General features: G+C 72.7%; 16 protein-coding genes. 9 read left to right on the forward strand and 7 right to left on the reverse strand.

What is annotated here, in order from left to right; genetic code table 11:
• The first annotated feature begins 239 nt into the window (after window positions 1-239).
• The gene (locus ACIRPU_RS25335; protein ID WP_403871169.1) at window positions 240-1,679 is read left to right on the forward strand and encodes a hypothetical protein; all 1,440 of its coding nucleotides are present in this window, start codon (window positions 240-242) and stop codon (window positions 1,677-1,679) included.
• A gap of 53 nt (window positions 1,680-1,732) precedes the next feature.
• Here the strand turns inward: ACIRPU_RS25335 and ACIRPU_RS25340 are convergent, their stop codons facing one another.
• Window positions 1,733-2,146 (reverse strand): VOC family protein, encoded by a 414-nt coding sequence (locus ACIRPU_RS25340; RefSeq protein WP_403871172.1) that lies wholly within the window; start codon window positions 2,144-2,146, stop codon window positions 1,733-1,735.
• 245 nt (window positions 2,147-2,391) lie between these two features.
• Between ACIRPU_RS25340 and abc-f the strand changes: the two genes are divergently transcribed.
• The 3 genes from abc-f to ACIRPU_RS25355 all read left to right on the forward strand — a co-directional run bounded on the left by abc-f (window position 2,392) and on the right by ACIRPU_RS25355 (window position 5,548).
• Entirely contained in the window at window positions 2,392-3,990 is a 1,599-nt protein-coding gene (gene abc-f / locus ACIRPU_RS25345) for a ribosomal protection-like ABC-F family protein (RefSeq protein ID WP_355703921.1), read from the forward strand.
• Window positions 3,991-4,398: 408 nt separating this feature from the next.
• Window positions 4,399-4,620, forward strand: a complete 222-nt coding sequence (locus ACIRPU_RS25350) for a helix-turn-helix domain-containing protein (protein ID WP_004002281.1) — start codon at window positions 4,399-4,401, stop codon at window positions 4,618-4,620.
• Between the two features lie 124 nt (window positions 4,621-4,744).
• On the forward strand, window positions 4,745-5,548 hold the full coding sequence (locus ACIRPU_RS25355) for an enoyl-CoA hydratase/isomerase family protein (protein ID WP_384116528.1): 804 nt from the start codon (window positions 4,745-4,747) through the stop codon (window positions 5,546-5,548).
• 22 nt (window positions 5,549-5,570) lie between these two features.
• On the opposite strand, the gene ACIRPU_RS25360 is transcribed toward ACIRPU_RS25355, so the two are convergent.
• Complete coding sequence (locus ACIRPU_RS25360; protein WP_403871177.1) at window positions 5,571-6,284, reverse strand: nucleopolyhedrovirus P10 family protein; 714 nt, start codon at window positions 6,282-6,284, stop codon at window positions 5,571-5,573.
• Between the two features lie 95 nt (window positions 6,285-6,379).
• Here ACIRPU_RS25360 and ACIRPU_RS25365 point away from each other — a divergent pair, with 95 nt between their 5' ends.
• From ACIRPU_RS25365 to amaP, 5 genes are read left to right on the forward strand one after another with little or no spacing between them, the layout of a single operon-like run.
• Entirely contained in the window at window positions 6,380-6,862 is a 483-nt protein-coding gene (locus tag ACIRPU_RS25365; RefSeq protein WP_403871180.1) for an Asp23/Gls24 family envelope stress response protein, read from the forward strand.
• 43 nt (window positions 6,863-6,905) lie between these two features.
• Window positions 6,906-7,091 carry a hypothetical protein gene (locus ACIRPU_RS25370; RefSeq protein WP_355703925.1) on the forward strand — a complete coding sequence of 62 codons (186 nt, stop codon included), beginning with the start codon at window positions 6,906-6,908 and terminating at the stop codon, window positions 7,089-7,091.
• Window positions 7,088-7,471 (forward strand): hypothetical protein, encoded by a 384-nt coding sequence (locus ACIRPU_RS25375; RefSeq protein WP_403871184.1) that lies wholly within the window; start codon window positions 7,088-7,090, stop codon window positions 7,469-7,471. Before ACIRPU_RS25370 ends, ACIRPU_RS25375 begins: the two co-directional genes overlap by 4 nt.
• The gene (locus ACIRPU_RS25380) at window positions 7,468-8,115 is read left to right on the forward strand and encodes a DUF6286 domain-containing protein (RefSeq protein WP_403871187.1); all 648 of its coding nucleotides are present in this window, start codon (window positions 7,468-7,470) and stop codon (window positions 8,113-8,115) included. Before ACIRPU_RS25375 ends, ACIRPU_RS25380 begins: the two co-directional genes overlap by 4 nt.
• Before the next feature lie 5 nt (window positions 8,116-8,120).
• Window positions 8,121-8,699 carry an alkaline shock response membrane anchor protein AmaP gene (amaP, locus tag ACIRPU_RS25385; RefSeq protein WP_403871190.1) on the forward strand — a complete coding sequence of 193 codons (579 nt, stop codon included), beginning with the start codon at window positions 8,121-8,123 and terminating at the stop codon, window positions 8,697-8,699.
• Between the two features lie 83 nt (window positions 8,700-8,782).
• On the opposite strand, the gene ACIRPU_RS25390 is transcribed toward amaP, so the two are convergent.
• The 5 genes from ACIRPU_RS25390 to ACIRPU_RS25410 all read right to left on the reverse strand — a co-directional run bounded on the left by ACIRPU_RS25390 (window position 8,783) and on the right by ACIRPU_RS25410 (window position 13,735).
• On the reverse strand, window positions 8,783-9,538 hold the full coding sequence (locus ACIRPU_RS25390) for an SDR family oxidoreductase (RefSeq protein WP_403871193.1): 756 nt from the start codon (window positions 9,536-9,538) through the stop codon (window positions 8,783-8,785).
• A 5-nt stretch (window positions 9,539-9,543) separates the two neighbouring features.
• Window positions 9,544-11,331 (reverse strand): glycoside hydrolase family 15 protein, encoded by a 1,788-nt coding sequence (locus ACIRPU_RS25395; protein WP_403871196.1) that lies wholly within the window; start codon window positions 11,329-11,331, stop codon window positions 9,544-9,546.
• A gap of 203 nt (window positions 11,332-11,534) precedes the next feature.
• Window positions 11,535-12,326 carry an SURF1 family protein gene (locus tag ACIRPU_RS25400; RefSeq protein WP_355703931.1) on the reverse strand — a complete coding sequence of 264 codons (792 nt, stop codon included), beginning with the start codon at window positions 12,324-12,326 and terminating at the stop codon, window positions 11,535-11,537.
• Between the two features lie 93 nt (window positions 12,327-12,419).
• A complete protein-coding gene (locus tag ACIRPU_RS25405) occupies window positions 12,420-12,653 on the reverse strand; it encodes a hypothetical protein (RefSeq protein ID WP_078615750.1) in 234 nt (77 codons plus the stop codon).
• A gap of 80 nt (window positions 12,654-12,733) precedes the next feature.
• Complete coding sequence (locus ACIRPU_RS25410; RefSeq protein ID WP_384116505.1) at window positions 12,734-13,735, reverse strand: DEDDh family exonuclease; 1,002 nt, start codon at window positions 13,733-13,735, stop codon at window positions 12,734-12,736.
• Between the last annotated feature and the right edge of the window lie 255 nt (window positions 13,736-13,990).

Consider the following 13,990-nt stretch of genomic DNA (forward strand, 5'->3'; position numbering starts at 1 on the left):
TGACGCGACCTTCTGGCATGACCTCGTGACGTGGCCTCCTGATCCGACCCGCCGCCGGACCCGCCGCCGGTGCGCCCCGACAGGGCGGCCGGACCGGTGCCGCTGGTTCCGTTTAAGCCCGTACCACTGGCCTGAAGGCGCCTCTCCGCCCGTCACGGAACCCCGTGCCTTGGCCAGTCCCGTAGCCCGACGTGACATTCCGTTTGGGTTTTCGGACCGTCAACCGGAAGACTGCACTCGTGACGTCCCGTATCCCGCGCGACTCCAGGCTTCGACTCGTCCGCCCGCGACCCCTGGCCGCCGCCCCCTCAGCTGTGAACGAGCGGCGCCCGCGCCGCCCCGCACCCCGCCCGCCGGAGGGCACCCCGGCCCCCGCGGAGCTGGCCAGAATGGCGCGCTCCGGACTGGCCGCCGCGGCCCGTGTCGCCCGCTGGGCCGACAACGCCCTCGGCCCCGGCCGAGACGCCGCCACGACCGACGGCAAGGCCACCCTCTCCGACGCGACCGCCGAACGGGCCGCCAGTGATCTGGGCCTGACCACGGACCGGATCCGCGCCGACTGGGACACCGCCCGCCTCGCCGGCCTCGTCGAGGTGCACGGGGACAGCGCCCGCCCCGGCTGGCGGCTACGCGCATGGAACCGCGACGACAGCGCCGTCCTGCGCGGCTGGGTGGCCCTGTTCGACGCCTGGTCGCTTGCCTCTCCGGAACCCGGGGACCAGGAGCCCGGTGCCGTCGCCGAGGTCGTCTCGGCCATGCCCCAGGTGCTCTCCTTCCTCCAGCTCTCCGCCGGGCCCGTCCCCGTGGAGCAGCTCCTGGACCTGCTGCGCCAGCGGGTCACCGAACTGCGCACCGAGCGATGCGAGGTGCCCTACGGCGCCGGCTCGGAACCCGCGACCCCCCTCGCCCCGGTCCTCCTCTCCGCCGACGCCGACCCGGCGGAGCCCGCCCAGGACGCCGAGCTCGTCCCCCTTCTCGACTGGGCCCTGAACGCCCTCGCCGCCGTGGGCGCCCTCACCTACGGCGCCGGCCAGGCCACGCTCACGCCGCTGGGCAGCTGGGCGGTCTGGGTCAAGCTGGAGCAGATCTGCGTCGCCGCGCAGAGCCCCGCCGGCAACATCGAGCAGTCGGCCGAGGCGATGCTCCGCGGCTGCGCCCAGCTGCGCCCGAACGCGGCCCGCGCCGAGTACCGCGCCTGGCTCGCCGCCCGTACCGTCGGCAGCGCCGTCGCCGAGCTGCTGTTCGCCGCCCGCGGCGACGACGCCCTGCTGCGCGGCCTCGCCTTCGAGGCGCTGCGCGTCGTCGGCGCCCCCGCCGAGCCCGACGTCCGCGCGGTCGTCGACGAGCCGGCCCTGCGGCCGTACGCGCTGCTGTGGCTCGCCGAGCACGACGGCGTCGACCCGGAGGACGCCCACGAGGTGCTCACCCGGCAGGAGGCCACCTGGCTGTGGGTCGACACCGCCGCGGCCGTCGCCGACCACGGGGAGGCGCCGATGCTCGTACGCCACCTGGAGTCCGCGCTCCAGCCGACCGTCCCCGCCCTGCTGACCGAGGTGCGTGCCGTCGGACATCCGCGCACCGTGCAGGTGCTGGTGGCGCTCGCCGCCGCGCACCCCGACCCGGCGCTGGCCAAGGCCGTCCGCCGGGCCGCCTTCCAGGTGCACACCGGGGGCAGCTGAACGAGTTCGGCACGGGCTCCGCGCGGGCGACCCCCGAGGTTTTGGCGGGGCTCTCAGCCCTGTATCTCGGGTGCGTACGTGCCGAAGCTCCAGAGGTTGCCCTCGAGATCGCGGGCCATGTAGTCCCGGGAGCCGTAGTCCTGGTCCGTCGGGGGCATCAGGATCTCCGCGCCGTGCTCCACGGCCCGCCGGTGGTGTGCGTCGACGTCGTCCACCACGACGTACACCCCGGTCGGGCCCGCGTCCTTCATCGCCGTGTCGAAGACCCCGCCGCGCCCCTTGGAGCCGAGCATCACCGCGCCGTTGCCCTGCACCAGCTCGGCGTGCACGACCGAGCCGTCCTCGCCCTCGTAGACGGACAGCTCCGTGAACCCCAGGGCCTCCGTGAGCTGCCGGATCGCCGCCTTCGCGTCGCTGTACAGCACCGACGGATAGATGCTGGGCCGCCCGCTGTTCGTGCCTGCCATGCCGATCACTCCCTTGTGATCAATGCCGGATTCGTCACCCGCTGCTCAGTCTGGCACCCGCCACCGACAACGCCCCCGGGAGCAGGATCCGGCGGGACGGCGCGAAGATCGAACACCTGGACCCAGAAAAAATGCTTGCACGATCCCGTTAGACTGGCCCTCATGGCCATTCTCCTCGCGCATTAGACGGCGGGAACGTCCTCGGCCGTCCATCCTGCCAACGACCCCCGCACTGGAGTCTGTCCGTGATCTCCGCCTCCGGCATCGAGCTGCGCGCCGGTGCCCGCATCCTCATCGAGAACGCCTCCTTCCGTGTGGCCAAGGGCGACCGCATCGGCCTGGTCGGGCGCAACGGCGCCGGCAAGACCACGCTGACCAAGGTCCTGGCGGGCGAGGGCATCCCGGCCGCCGGCCAGGTCACCCGCTCCGGCGAGGTCGGCTACCTTCCGCAGGACCCCCGCACCGGCGACCTCGACGTCCTCGCCCGCGACCGCATCCTCTCCGCGCGCGGCCTGGACGTCCTGATCCGCAAGATGCGCGAGAACGAACAGCGGATCGCGAACGGCTCGGGCGCCACCCGCGACAAGGCGATGCGCCAGTACGAGCGCCAGGAGACGGAGTTCCTCACCAAGGGGGGCTACTCCGCCGAGGCCGAGGCGTCCACCATCGCCGCCGCGCTCAACCTGCCCGACCGGGTGCTCGGCCAGCCCCTGCACACGCTCTCCGGCGGTCAGCGGCGCCGGGTCGAGCTGGCCCGCATCCTGTTCTCCGACGCGGACACGCTGCTCCTCGACGAGCCGACGAACCACCTCGACGCCGACTCGATCGTCTGGCTGCGCGACTACCTCAAGACCTACCGCGGCGGCTTCATCGTCATCAGCCACGACGTCGACCTGGTCGAGACGGTCGTCAACAAGGTCTTCTACCTGGACGCCAACCGCTCCCAGATCGACGTCTACAACATGGGCTGGCGGCTCTACCAGCAGCAGCGCGAGTCCGACGAGAAGCGCCGCAAGCGGGAGCGCCAGAACGCCGAGAAGAAGGCCGCCGCGCTGCATTCGCAGGCCGACAAGATGCGCGCCAAGGCCACCAAGACGGTCGCCGCGCAGAACATGGCCCGCCGCGCCGACAAGCTGCTCTCCGGCCTGGAGGCGGTCCGTCAGTCCGACAAGGTCGCCAAGCTCCGCTTCCCCGAGCCCGCGCCCTGCGGCAAGACGCCCCTGATGGCCGAGGGCCTGTCGAAGTCCTACGGCTCGCTGGAGATCTTCACCGACGTCGACCTGGCCATCGACAAGGGCTCCCGGGTCGTCATCCTCGGTCTGAACGGCGCGGGCAAGACGACCCTGCTGCGGCTGCTCGGCGGGGCGGAGCGGCCCGACACCGGCGAGGTCGTCGCGGGCCACGGCCTCAAGCTCGGCTACTACGCGCAGGAGCACGAGACCCTCGACCCGGAGCGCACGGTCCTGGAGAACATGCGGTCCGCCGCCCCCGACCTGGACCTGGTCGAGGTGCGCAAGACGCTCGGCTCGTTCCTGTTCTCCGGCGACGACGTCGACAAGCCCGCCGGCGTGCTCTCCGGCGGCGAGAAGACCCGGCTGGCCCTCGCCACCCTCGTGGTCTCCTCGGCCAACGTGCTGCTGCTCGACGAGCCCACCAACAACCTCGACCCGGCCAGCCGTCAGGAGATCCTCGGCGCGCTGCGCACCTACAAGGGCGCGGTCGTCCTCGTCACCCACGACGAGGGCGCCGTGGAGGCGCTCCAGCCCGAGCGGATCATCCTGCTGCCCGACGGCGTCGAGGACCTGTGGGGCGCCGACTACGCGGACCTGGTCGCACTGGCCTGATCGGGAACGGGCTCCACAGCGTGAGCCACGGCATGGTCCACGACGTGATCCAAGACGTGATCCAAGACGTGATCCACGATGTTGGATCATTCGTCTGGATCATTCGGCCCACCGGTGATCCATCATCTGTGTGAGATCTCCTCGTATCGAGGTGTGTCCTACATCGATTTTCCGGCCGATCCCTTTGTCGACAAGGGGTCGGCCGTCGCGCGTCTCTGACCTGCCACTTCGCTCACCAACCCGTTCGGCCCCACGAACACCACCGGGTGGAATCGCATATTCCACTTGTGGGGACGCGCTCCTGTCGTCAAAACCCTGTCGCACGGACCTTGCCGAATGGGTGGCCATCGCGCGCCGGAGGGGTGATCATGAGGATGACCAGAGCGCACTTCCCACGAGGAGGCACGGGTGGCCGAGACTCTGAAGAAGGGCAGCCGGGTAACCGGCGCCGCGCGCGACAAGCTCGCGGCAGACCTGAAGAAGAAGTACGACTCCGGTGCGAGCATTCGGGCGCTGGCCGAGGAAACCGGTCGCTCGTATGGCTTCGTCCACCGGATGCTCAGCGAGTCGGGCGTCACGCTGCGTGGGCGTGGCGGGGCGACCCGAGGCAAGAAGGCCGCCTCGTCCTGACCCGGTGCGGCCCACCGGTTTCGACGGTGACGGTGGCCACCCGGTCGATTGTCCGATCGGCCGGGTGGTTACTGTGCAGTCACTTAGCTGACCGCTAGCTGACCGCACTCATCGGAGGCGCCTCATGGCCACGCCCGACCAGGAACTCGTTCCCCTGCTCGACAAGGACGGCGTACGGCTCACCGTCGACGACGCGCTCGCCACGGTGACGCTGGCCAACCCGGCCAAGCGCAATGCGCAGAGCCCCGCCATGTGGCGGACGCTCGCCGAGGCCGGGCGGCTGGTGCCGGGCTCCGTCCGCGTGGTCGTGCTGCGCGGCGAAGGCAAGTCCTTCTCCGCGGGGCTCGACCGGCAGATGTTCACGCCCGAGGGGATCGAGGGCGAGCCGTCCTTCATCGATCTCGCGCGCAGTGGCGACGCCGAACTCGACGCCGCCATCGCCGGGTTCCAGGAGGGCTTCACCTGGTGGCGACGCAACGACCTCGTGTCCATCGCCGCCGTCCAGGGCCACGCCATCGGCGCGGGCTTCCAGTTGGCTCTCGCCTGTGACCTGCGCGTCGTCGCCGACGACGTGCAGTTCGCCATGCGGGAGACCAGCCTCGGCCTCGTACCGGACCTGACGGGCACGCATCCCCTCGTCTCCCTGGTCGGCTACGGCCGCGCGGCCGAGATCTGCCTGACCGGCCGGTTCGTGCACGCCGAGGAGGCGGTGAGCTCCGGGCTCGCCAACCTCGCGGTCCCCGTGCAGGACCTCGACACCGCGACGCGTGAGCTGGCCGCGGCGATCCTGGCCGCGCCCCGGGAAGCCGTCATCGAGACCAAGGCGCTGCTGCGCGGCGCCGGAGACCGGACGTACGACGAGCAGCGCGCCGCCGAGCGCGCCGCCCAGGGCCGCCGGCTGCGTGAGCTGGCCGGCATCGGGGAATGAGCCGCGTCCTCGCGGGCCGAGGTCACTCCACCGCCGTGACCAGAACGGCCACCGTCGGGTGATCCCGTAGCGCCTCCGACACCACCCCGCGCACCCCCCTGGCCACCTCCAGGGCCCGATGGTTCGCACTCACCGCGATCTCCACGCGTGCGTGTCGGTGCGGCAGGGCGGTCGTGTGCTGTCGTTCCTCGATGTGTACCGCCCTGCCGACGACGTCGGTCAATCGGGTCACCCCGGGCACGGACAGAGCGGCGAGGGTCGCGCGTGCCTCGTCGCCGTGCTGTGCCGTCCCGACGTGCGCCGGCTCCGGAACAGGCGGTACCGCCTCCGGTTCCGGTTCCTCGTCCAGCAGGGCCGTCACCCGCAGGTCCACCTCCGACACCACCAGGCCGAGACGGTCCGTCGCGGCCGCCGCCAGCACCGTGCGCAGGCGGGACGCCGTGGTCGGCAGCGGTTCGGACGCAGACGCGGCGATGTCCGCCGTCACCCGCAGCGGCCCGGGTGGCAGGGCGCTCGGCGGAGCCGGCACGGCGGGCTCGTACACCCCGTCGGGGTCGGCCGGCGCGATCCGCAGCGCGCCCACGCGCACGCCCGCCACACCCCGCACCGCCCGCCGCAGCACCGCCTCGGCCGCCGCCTCCGTGATCCACGTGCCGTCCCGCGGCCCGCCCAGCGGGAGCAGCCTGCCCAGGCCCAGCTGATGCCGTACCGCGCTCGTCCATCCGTCCGCCGTCATTACTCCAGCCTGCCGCATCCCTGGCGCGCTGTCGGGCAACCGCGCTTACCGTGGTGGAGGGGACGAGAACGAACCGGACGTAAGGACGTACGGCGATGACCGAGGCAGCGGAGCAGCACCGGACGCAGACTCCCGAAAGCGGTACCGATCCGCTGGGCACCCGCAAGACGACCAGGCGCGGCGGCGGGGATCCGGCGACCCGAGGGCGGACCACCATCGCCGACGGGGTCGTCGAGAAGATCGCGGGCCTCGCGGCACGGGACGTCCTGGGCGTTCACGCGATGGGCAGCGGGCTCAGCCGTACCTTCGGCGCCGTGCGCGACCGGGTGCCCGGCGGCTCGAAGTCGGTGACCCGAGGTGTGAAGGCCGAGGTCGGCGAGGTGCAGACCGCGCTCGACCTGGAGATCGTCGTCGACTACGGCGTGGCCATCGCCGATGTAGCGCAGGCCGTGCGGGAGAACGTGATCGCCGCCGTGGAGCGGATGACCGGACTGGAGGTCGTCGAGGTCAACATCGCGGTGAGCGACGTCAAGCTGCCCGACGAAGAGGACGAGGAGCCGGAGCCCCGGATCCAGTGACACACAGACGGCCGGGTGACCGGACCGCCGAGGGGAGAGCACCTTGAGCATGGCCGTGGTCGGCTTGATCGCCGGTATGGCGCTGGGCTTCGCCGGGTACTTCGGCGGGTTCGGGGCCTTCCTCCTGGTGGCGGCACTGGGCGCCGTCGGGTTCGTCGTCGGCCGGTTCCTGCAGGGAGACCTGGAACTCGGCGACTTCTTCCGTACCCGCGACGACCGGCGCCGGTGACCTCCGTGGACGAGGGCGGCGCCGCCGTCGGCGGGCGCCCGTCCGTCGTGCCCCCGGGCGCCCGCGGCGCGACCCGCATCGCCGACCGGGTCGTGGTGAAGATCGCCGCCCGGGCCGCGCGCGAGGCGGTCGGCCCGCTGCCGCCCGACGCCGCCGGCCCGCACGCCACGGTCGTCGTCCACCACGAGACCGCGCACGTCCGGGTCCATCTCGAACTCGACTATCCGACCGATATCGGCGGACGCTGTCACCGGGTGCGTCGACATGTCACCGAGCGGGTAGGCGCGTTGGTGGGAATGGAGGTCCCGGAGGTCGCCGTCCAGGTGGAACGGCTGCACCTGACAGCGGCCCCCGGCGTGGCGCACGGGAGGACGCGATGAGCGAGCCCGGAGGCTTGCAGGGCAGCACACTGCCCGTTCTGGAGAAACCCACGGGGGACGACGGCCCCGGTGAGGAGGCCCGCCCCGGCGCGGCGGGCCCCTCCGAGCACCGCTTCTGGTCGGCGCGCCGTCTGCCGGCCGGTGTCGTCGCGGCGCTGCTGCTGGTCGTCGCGGCAGCCTTCCTCTACGACGTGGTCGCCGTACGCGCCCACCGCTCGGCCCTGGCCTGGCGGAGCGGACTCGCCCGGCAGCTCGCCGAGCGCCCCCTCGACGACATCTGGGTGCTGGTCGGCGCCGGGGTCGCGGCGGCCCTCGGCCTGTGGCTGATCATTCTGGCCGTGACCCCGGGCCTCAGGGGCGTCCTGCCGATGCGCCGCACCCACCCGGACGTACGGGCGGGCCTCCACCGGGACGCGGCCGCACTGGTGCTGCGCGACCGGGCCATGGAGGTCGCCGGTGTGCAGTCGGCACGGGTACGCACGGGCCGCCGCAAGGCCGACGTCCGCGCGCTCTCCCACTTCCGCGACCTGGACGATGTGCGCGCCGACCTGGACGCCGTCCTCACCGACGCGATCCGTGGCCTGGGCCTGGTCCGGCCGCTCGCCCTGTCGGTGCGTGTGCGGCGACCCGGGAAGAAGGGGTGAGGACGATGCTCGGTACCGTCAACCGTGTGCTTCTCGGCGTCGTCGGACTGGTGCTGCTCGCCGTCGGCGGCGCGGTCCTGGCCGTGGGCCTGGGCGCCTCCGCACCCTCCTGGTGGCTTCACGCCGGCCCGCACGACGTCCTTCTCACCACCGCCGAACGCACCCGCTGGCGTGGCGGGACCTGGTGGTGGCCGGCGGTGATCGCCGTCCTCGCGCTGCTCGTCCTGCTGACCCTGTGGTGGCTGGCGGCGGTCCTGCGCCGCCGCCGGCTCGGCGAGCTCCTCGTCGACACGGGCGACGGCGCGGGCGCGCTGCTGCGGGGCCGCGCCCTGGAGGGCGTGCTCGCCGGCGAGGCGGAGCGGCTGGACGGCGTCGCCCACGCCCATGTGGCGCTGAAGGGCAGGAGGGAGGCGCCCGAGGCGCGGGTCCGCCTGGCGTTGGAGCCCCACGTGGACCCGGCGACGGCGCTGGACCAGCTGACGGCGCAGGCCCTGACCCACGCGCGGGATTCGGCGGCGCTCGCGGCACTGCCCGCGGAGGTGCGGATGAAGGGCGTCAAACACAAGGCCGAAAGGGTCGGTTGACGTCGCCGGGAGGGCGGGGGCGGTGACGGTCCACGGCTGTGCCGCGCGGCCGTGACCGGTCCCCGCGCCCGGCGCCGGACCCGTCAGAACCCGTGCCGCATCCCGCCGTCGACCGGCACCATGAGGCCCGTCAGATAGGAGGCCGCCGGCGACAGCAGGAACGCGGCCGTCCGGCCGAACTCCGCCGGAGCCCCGTACCGCCGCAACGGAATCCGGGACTCGTTCGCGGCCCGGGTGGCCTCGGGGTCCGCCGACAGCCCGTCCAGCTCCCGCACCCGGTCGGTGTCGATACGAGCGGGCAGCAGGCCCACGACCCGGATGCCCCGGGGCCCCAGTTCGTCGGAGAGCGACTTCGCGAACCCGGCCAGTCCCGGCCGCAGGCCGTTGGAGATGGTCAGCCCCGGAATCGGCTCGTGCACCGACCCCGACAGCACGAACCCGATGACCCCGCCCGCCTCCAGCTCGGCGGCGGCCGCCCGCGCCAGCCGGACCGCGCCCAGGAACACCGACTCGAACGCGGCCTGCCACTGCTCGTCCGTGTTGTCCGCGACGAACCCGGGCGGCGGACCGCCCACGCTCACCAGCACCCCGTCGAACCCGCCGAAGGCATCGCGCGCCGCCGCGATCAGCCGCGCGGCGGCCTCGGGATCGGCGTTGTCCACGGCGACGCCGACGGCGTTCGGTCCCAGCTCGGCCGCGGCGTCGGCGACGCGCTCCTCGTCCCGTCCGGTGAGCACCACCTTCGCGCCGTCCGCGACCAGCTCGCGCGCGGCGGCGTTACCGAGGCCGCGCGTCGCTCCGGTGACCACGTACACCCGGTCCTTCAGTCCAAGATCCATGGCCCCTATCCTGCCTCCTCGGCGCCGTACAGGGCGAGGGCCGTGTTCACCAGGCCGATGTGACTGAAGGCCTGCGGGAAGTTGCCGAGGTGCCGGCCGGTCGTCGGGTCGTACTCCTCGGCCAGCAGCCCCACGTCGTTGGCCAGGCCCACGAGCCGTTCGAACAGCTCCCGTGCCTCCTGCGTGCGGCCCGTCATGTGCAGCGCGTCCGCGAGCCAGAACGAGCAGGCCAGGAAGGTGCCCTCGTCGCCCGGCAGGCCGTCGACGGTCGCGCCGTCCGTGCTGTAGCGGCGCAGCAGACCGCCGTGCCCGAGCTCCGCGCGGACCGCGTCGACGGTCCCGACCACGCGCGGGTCGTCCGGCGGCAGGAAGCCGACGCGCGGGATGAGCAGCAGGGAGGCGTCCAGGTCGCGCGAGCCGTAGTACTGGGTGAACGTGCCCCGCTCCGGGTCGTAGCCCCGCTCGCACACCTCCTGGTGCACCTCGTCGCGCAGCGCCCGCCAGCCCGCCAGGTCGCCGCTCAGGCCGGGGTACTCCTCCAGCGCGCGGACGGCCCGGTCGGCGGCCACCCACACCATCACCTTGGAGTGCACGAACTGGTGCCGGCCACCGCGCACCTCCCACAGTCCCTCGTCCGGCTGCCGCCAGTTCTCGCAGAGCCACTTCATCAGCGCGCACTGCAACGACCACATGTGCGGCCGGGGCGACATGCCCGCGGTCCGGGCCAGCGACAGCGAGTCCATGACCTCGCCGTAGACGTCCAGCTGGAGCTGGTCCACGGCGCCGTTGCCGATGCGTACCGGCTTGGAGTCCGCGTAGCCGGACAGCCAGGGCAGCTCGCACTCGGGCAGCCGTCGCTCGCCCGCCAGCCCGTACATGATCTGGAGGTCCGCCGGATCGCCCGCGACGGCGCGCAGCAGCCAGTTGCGCCAGGCCTCGGCCTCGTCCTGGTAGCCGGCCGCCAGGAGGGCGCCGAGGGTGAGGGTGGAGTCGCGCAGCCAGCAGTAGCGGTAGTCCCAGTTGCGGACCCCGCCCATCTCCTCGGGCAGGGAGGTGGTGAGCGCGGCGGCGATACCGCCGGTGGGGACGTACGTGAGGGCCTTGAGGGTGATCAGGGAGCGGACCACGGCGTCCCGGTGGGGCCCGTCGTAGCGGCAGCGGGCGGCCCACGCCTGCCAGTCGTCGACGCTGACCCGCAGCGCCTCCCACGGGTCGACGAGCGGCGGGCGCGACTCGTGCGAGGGATGCCAGGTCAGGACGAAGGCCACCGAGTCGCCCTCGGCGACGGTGAACTCCGAGAAGGTGGTGAAGTCCTCGCCCCAGGTGCGCACCTCCGGCTCGCTGCGGAACCAGACCGCGTCGGGGCCGCCGATCGCCACCCGATGGCCGTCGACCCGGCGCATCCACGGGATGATCCAGCCGTAGTCGAAGCGCAGCCGCAGCGTGCTGCCCACGGTGACCCGGCCGCGGAGCCCCTCGACGATGCGTACGACGTCGGGGGCCTGGTCCCGTTGGGGCATCAGGTCGGTGACCCGGATCGCGCCCTCGTCGGTCTCCCACTCGGTGTCCAGGACGAGGGTGTCGGGCCGGTAGGCGCGCCGCGTGCAGGAACCTTGCACGCCCTGGGGGGCGATGCGCCAGTGGCCGTTCTCCTCGCCGCCGAGGAGGCGGGCGAAGCAGGCTCCGGAGTCGAAGCGGGGTAGGCAGAGCCAGTCGATCGAACCGTTCCTGCCGACCAGGGCGGCGGTCTGTTCGTCGCCGATGAGCGCGTAGTCCTCGATGCGGGGGTGCACGCAGTCCGGGTTCCCGGCGGGCCCCGGGGGCAATCAGGGCTGCGGCCGGGCGGGTGACGGCGGAACCGCCCGGGCGCCCGGATCCGATCAGAAGCTCTTCTCCGACGACCCCGGGATCGGCTTCTCGACCCGGCGCACCCGGTACGCAACGACGGTGTCCGTGTCTAGGGCTACGTCCGCGTCCACCTCGATGTCCGCGTTCGTCAGACCGTCGCCGGCTCGGCCTGTTCCGCCTCTCGCACGGCGGCCTGAGCGCGGTCGCGGGTCTCGCGGCGGACCAGGATCACCCAGCCGACGGGGACGCCCACGGAGAACAGCCACCACTGGATGGCGTACGCGTAGTTCAGGGCCGCGTCCTCGCTGCCGGGCCGCCCGACCAGCTCCGGACTGTCGCCCTTCGGCTCGGGCGCCGTCTGCGCGATGTAGCCGCCGAGCACCCGCGCGCCGAGCCGCCGGGCCTCCTGCTCGCTGTTGATCAGCATGACCTGTCGGTCCGGCAGTCCCTTGAGGTCCTTGATGCCGCTCGCCGCGGTCGTCTCGTCGGGCATCAGCCGCCCGGTGACGGTGATCCGGCCGGCGGGCGGCGCGGGGACCTTGGGGAACGAGGTCTGGCTGGGGGCGTCCGCGGGGATCCAGCCCCGGTCGACCAGCAGCACCTTGCCGTCCGCCAGGACGAACGGGGTGAGGACGTGGAAGCCGACCGTCTCGTCGGCGTTGACCCGGCGCCTGACGACCACCTCGTGCTCGGTGTCGAAGGTGCCGGTGGCGGTGACGCTGCGGTACCGCTCGCCGCGGGTGACGGCGTGCCCCGGGGTGGTCAGCTGCTCCACGGGCACCGCGTCGGCGGTCAACGCGTCGGAGACCAACTGGTTGCGCGCGGTGCGCTCGTCGTAGCGATGCATCTGCCAGAAGCCCAGCCTGATCATCGTGGGGATGAGGAGGAGGGAGACCAGCGTGAGGATCACCCACTGCCGGGACAACAGGAAGCGGTACACCCCACGACCGTACAACTCGGTCGTGGGGCGCATTCGGCCGGGTACCGGAAGGGGTTCTTCCGGTGTCGGACCCCGGGAGGCCGTCGGGTGGGCTCACACCTTGTCGACGATGCCCGCCCTGCCCTCCGCGCGGGCGCAGTGCGCGCCGCAGTACCAGTGACCCTCCACCTCGACGCCCTGGCCGATGATCTGCACCCGGCAGTGCTCGCAGATGGGGGCCATGCGATGGATCGCACAGGAGAAGCAGTCGAAGACGTGGATCGCGCCCTGCGCGTGCACTTCGAAGGTCATTCCGTAGTCATTGCCGCAAACTTCGCATCTCGCCATGGGCCACAGGGTGAGCCGTCGTCCCCGCGCGGGCGAGCGGACGGCGGGCGAGTCGCGCGGCAATCACCCGTACGCACCGGTCACTCGTCGGCGGGCTCCACATCTCGCAGGAGTTGCCCGAAGGCGGCCTCGTCGACGACGGGCGTCCCGAACTGCCGCGCCTTCACCACCTTTGAGGTGCCCGAGTCGGGGTCGTTGGTGACCAGCAGGCTGGTCAGCCGGGACAGGCTCGTGGCGACGTGCAGCCCCGCCTCGGCGGCACGGTCCTCCAGCAGCTCCCGCTCGATCGACGTGTCGCCCGAGAAGGCGACCCGCATGCCCTGCTTGAGACTTTTGCCGTCTTCGTACCGGCCGGGGTTGGGATGGGGGCATGCGGGCCTTTTACGGGACGGTCGCCAACTGCCGGGCCGATAGCTGCCGTAGCCACTGCCCGGACCGCTCGCCTGCCTGCCGATCGCGGGCGCGGGCCGGTCGGCCCACTCGGTCAGCGGCCTGCACTCGAGCAGCGGCAGCCGGACACCGCCCGCCGCCGCGGCCCGCAGACTCGGCCGGAAGGCCTCGGCGAGCACGCGCGCGTCGTCCAGGGCGTGGTGCGCCCGCTGCTGCACCACGCCGAAGTGGGCCGCCAGCGACTCCAGCTTGTGGTTGGGCAGCGGCAGGCCGAGCTCCTTGGAGAGCGCGATGGTGCACAGCCGCTGCCGCACCGGCGCCTCGCGCTCCGCGCGCGCGTACTCCCGCGCGATCATCTGCCAGTCGAAGACCGCGTTGTGCGCGACGAGCACCCGCCCGTCGAGCCGGGCGGCGAACTCCGCGGCCACCTCCTGGAAGAGGGGCGCGCCCTCGAGCACGTCGCTCGTCAGACCGTGGATCCACACCGGGCCCGGGTCGCGCTCCGGGTTCACCAGCGTGTACCAGTGGTCCTCCACCTCGCCGCGCGCGTCCAGCCGGTAGACGGCGGCGGAGATGATCCGGTCGTCCCGGGCCAGGCCGGTGGTCTCCACGTCAACGACCGCGTACCCCTGGGGATACGCGGTCGGCCACTCCGTGGGGGAGGACGCTGTCGTCGTGTGGTCTTCGAGCATGGTCACTGAGGATACGGGCCCCCACTGACACCTCGCCGCACCCGCCCCGAAGAGGGGGCGTGCGAAGCCCTTCGGACCGTACGGGAGTTCGCGGGGCGCACGCGCGCGCGCCTACGGCCGTCGGCTGATGCCCGGCCAACTCCGCTCCACCGGGCGCTGGTTCACACTTCGGTCCGCGCCGGTCCGCGCCGGTCCGCGCCGGTTCACTCCGGTCCATGCCGGTCCACGCCGATCCGTCCCGGTCCGCCGGGCCCG

It is taken from the genome of Streptomyces sp. NPDC102259 (genome assembly GCF_044766465.1).
Classification (GTDB): Bacteria; Actinomycetota; Actinomycetes; order Streptomycetales; family Streptomycetaceae; genus Streptomyces.

Coding starts and splice junctions, on each gene's coding strand:
- ACIRPU_RS25340 (WP_403871172.1), bottom strand. CDS start 2,146: ATGGCAGGCACGAACAGCGGGCGGCCCAGCATCTATCCGTCGGTGCTG.
- ACIRPU_RS25355 (WP_384116528.1), top strand. CDS start 4,745: ATGGCCACGCCCGACCAGGAACTCGTTCCCCTGCTCGACAAGGACGGC.
- ACIRPU_RS25360 (WP_403871177.1), bottom strand. CDS start 6,284: ATGACGGCGGACGGATGGACGAGCGCGGTACGGCATCAGCTGGGCCTG.
- ACIRPU_RS25365 (WP_403871180.1), top strand. CDS start 6,380: ATGACCGAGGCAGCGGAGCAGCACCGGACGCAGACTCCCGAAAGCGGT.
- ACIRPU_RS25380 (WP_403871187.1), top strand. CDS start 7,468: ATGAGCGAGCCCGGAGGCTTGCAGGGCAGCACACTGCCCGTTCTGGAG.
- amaP (WP_403871190.1), top strand. CDS start 8,121: ATGCTCGGTACCGTCAACCGTGTGCTTCTCGGCGTCGTCGGACTGGTG.
- ACIRPU_RS25390 (WP_403871193.1), bottom strand. CDS start 9,538: ATGGATCTTGGACTGAAGGACCGGGTGTACGTGGTCACCGGAGCGACG.
- ACIRPU_RS25405 (WP_078615750.1), bottom strand. CDS start 12,653: ATGGCGAGATGCGAAGTTTGCGGCAATGACTACGGAATGACCTTCGAA.
- ACIRPU_RS25410 (WP_384116505.1), bottom strand. CDS start 13,735: ATGCTCGAAGACCACACGACGACAGCGTCCTCCCCCACGGAGTGGCCG.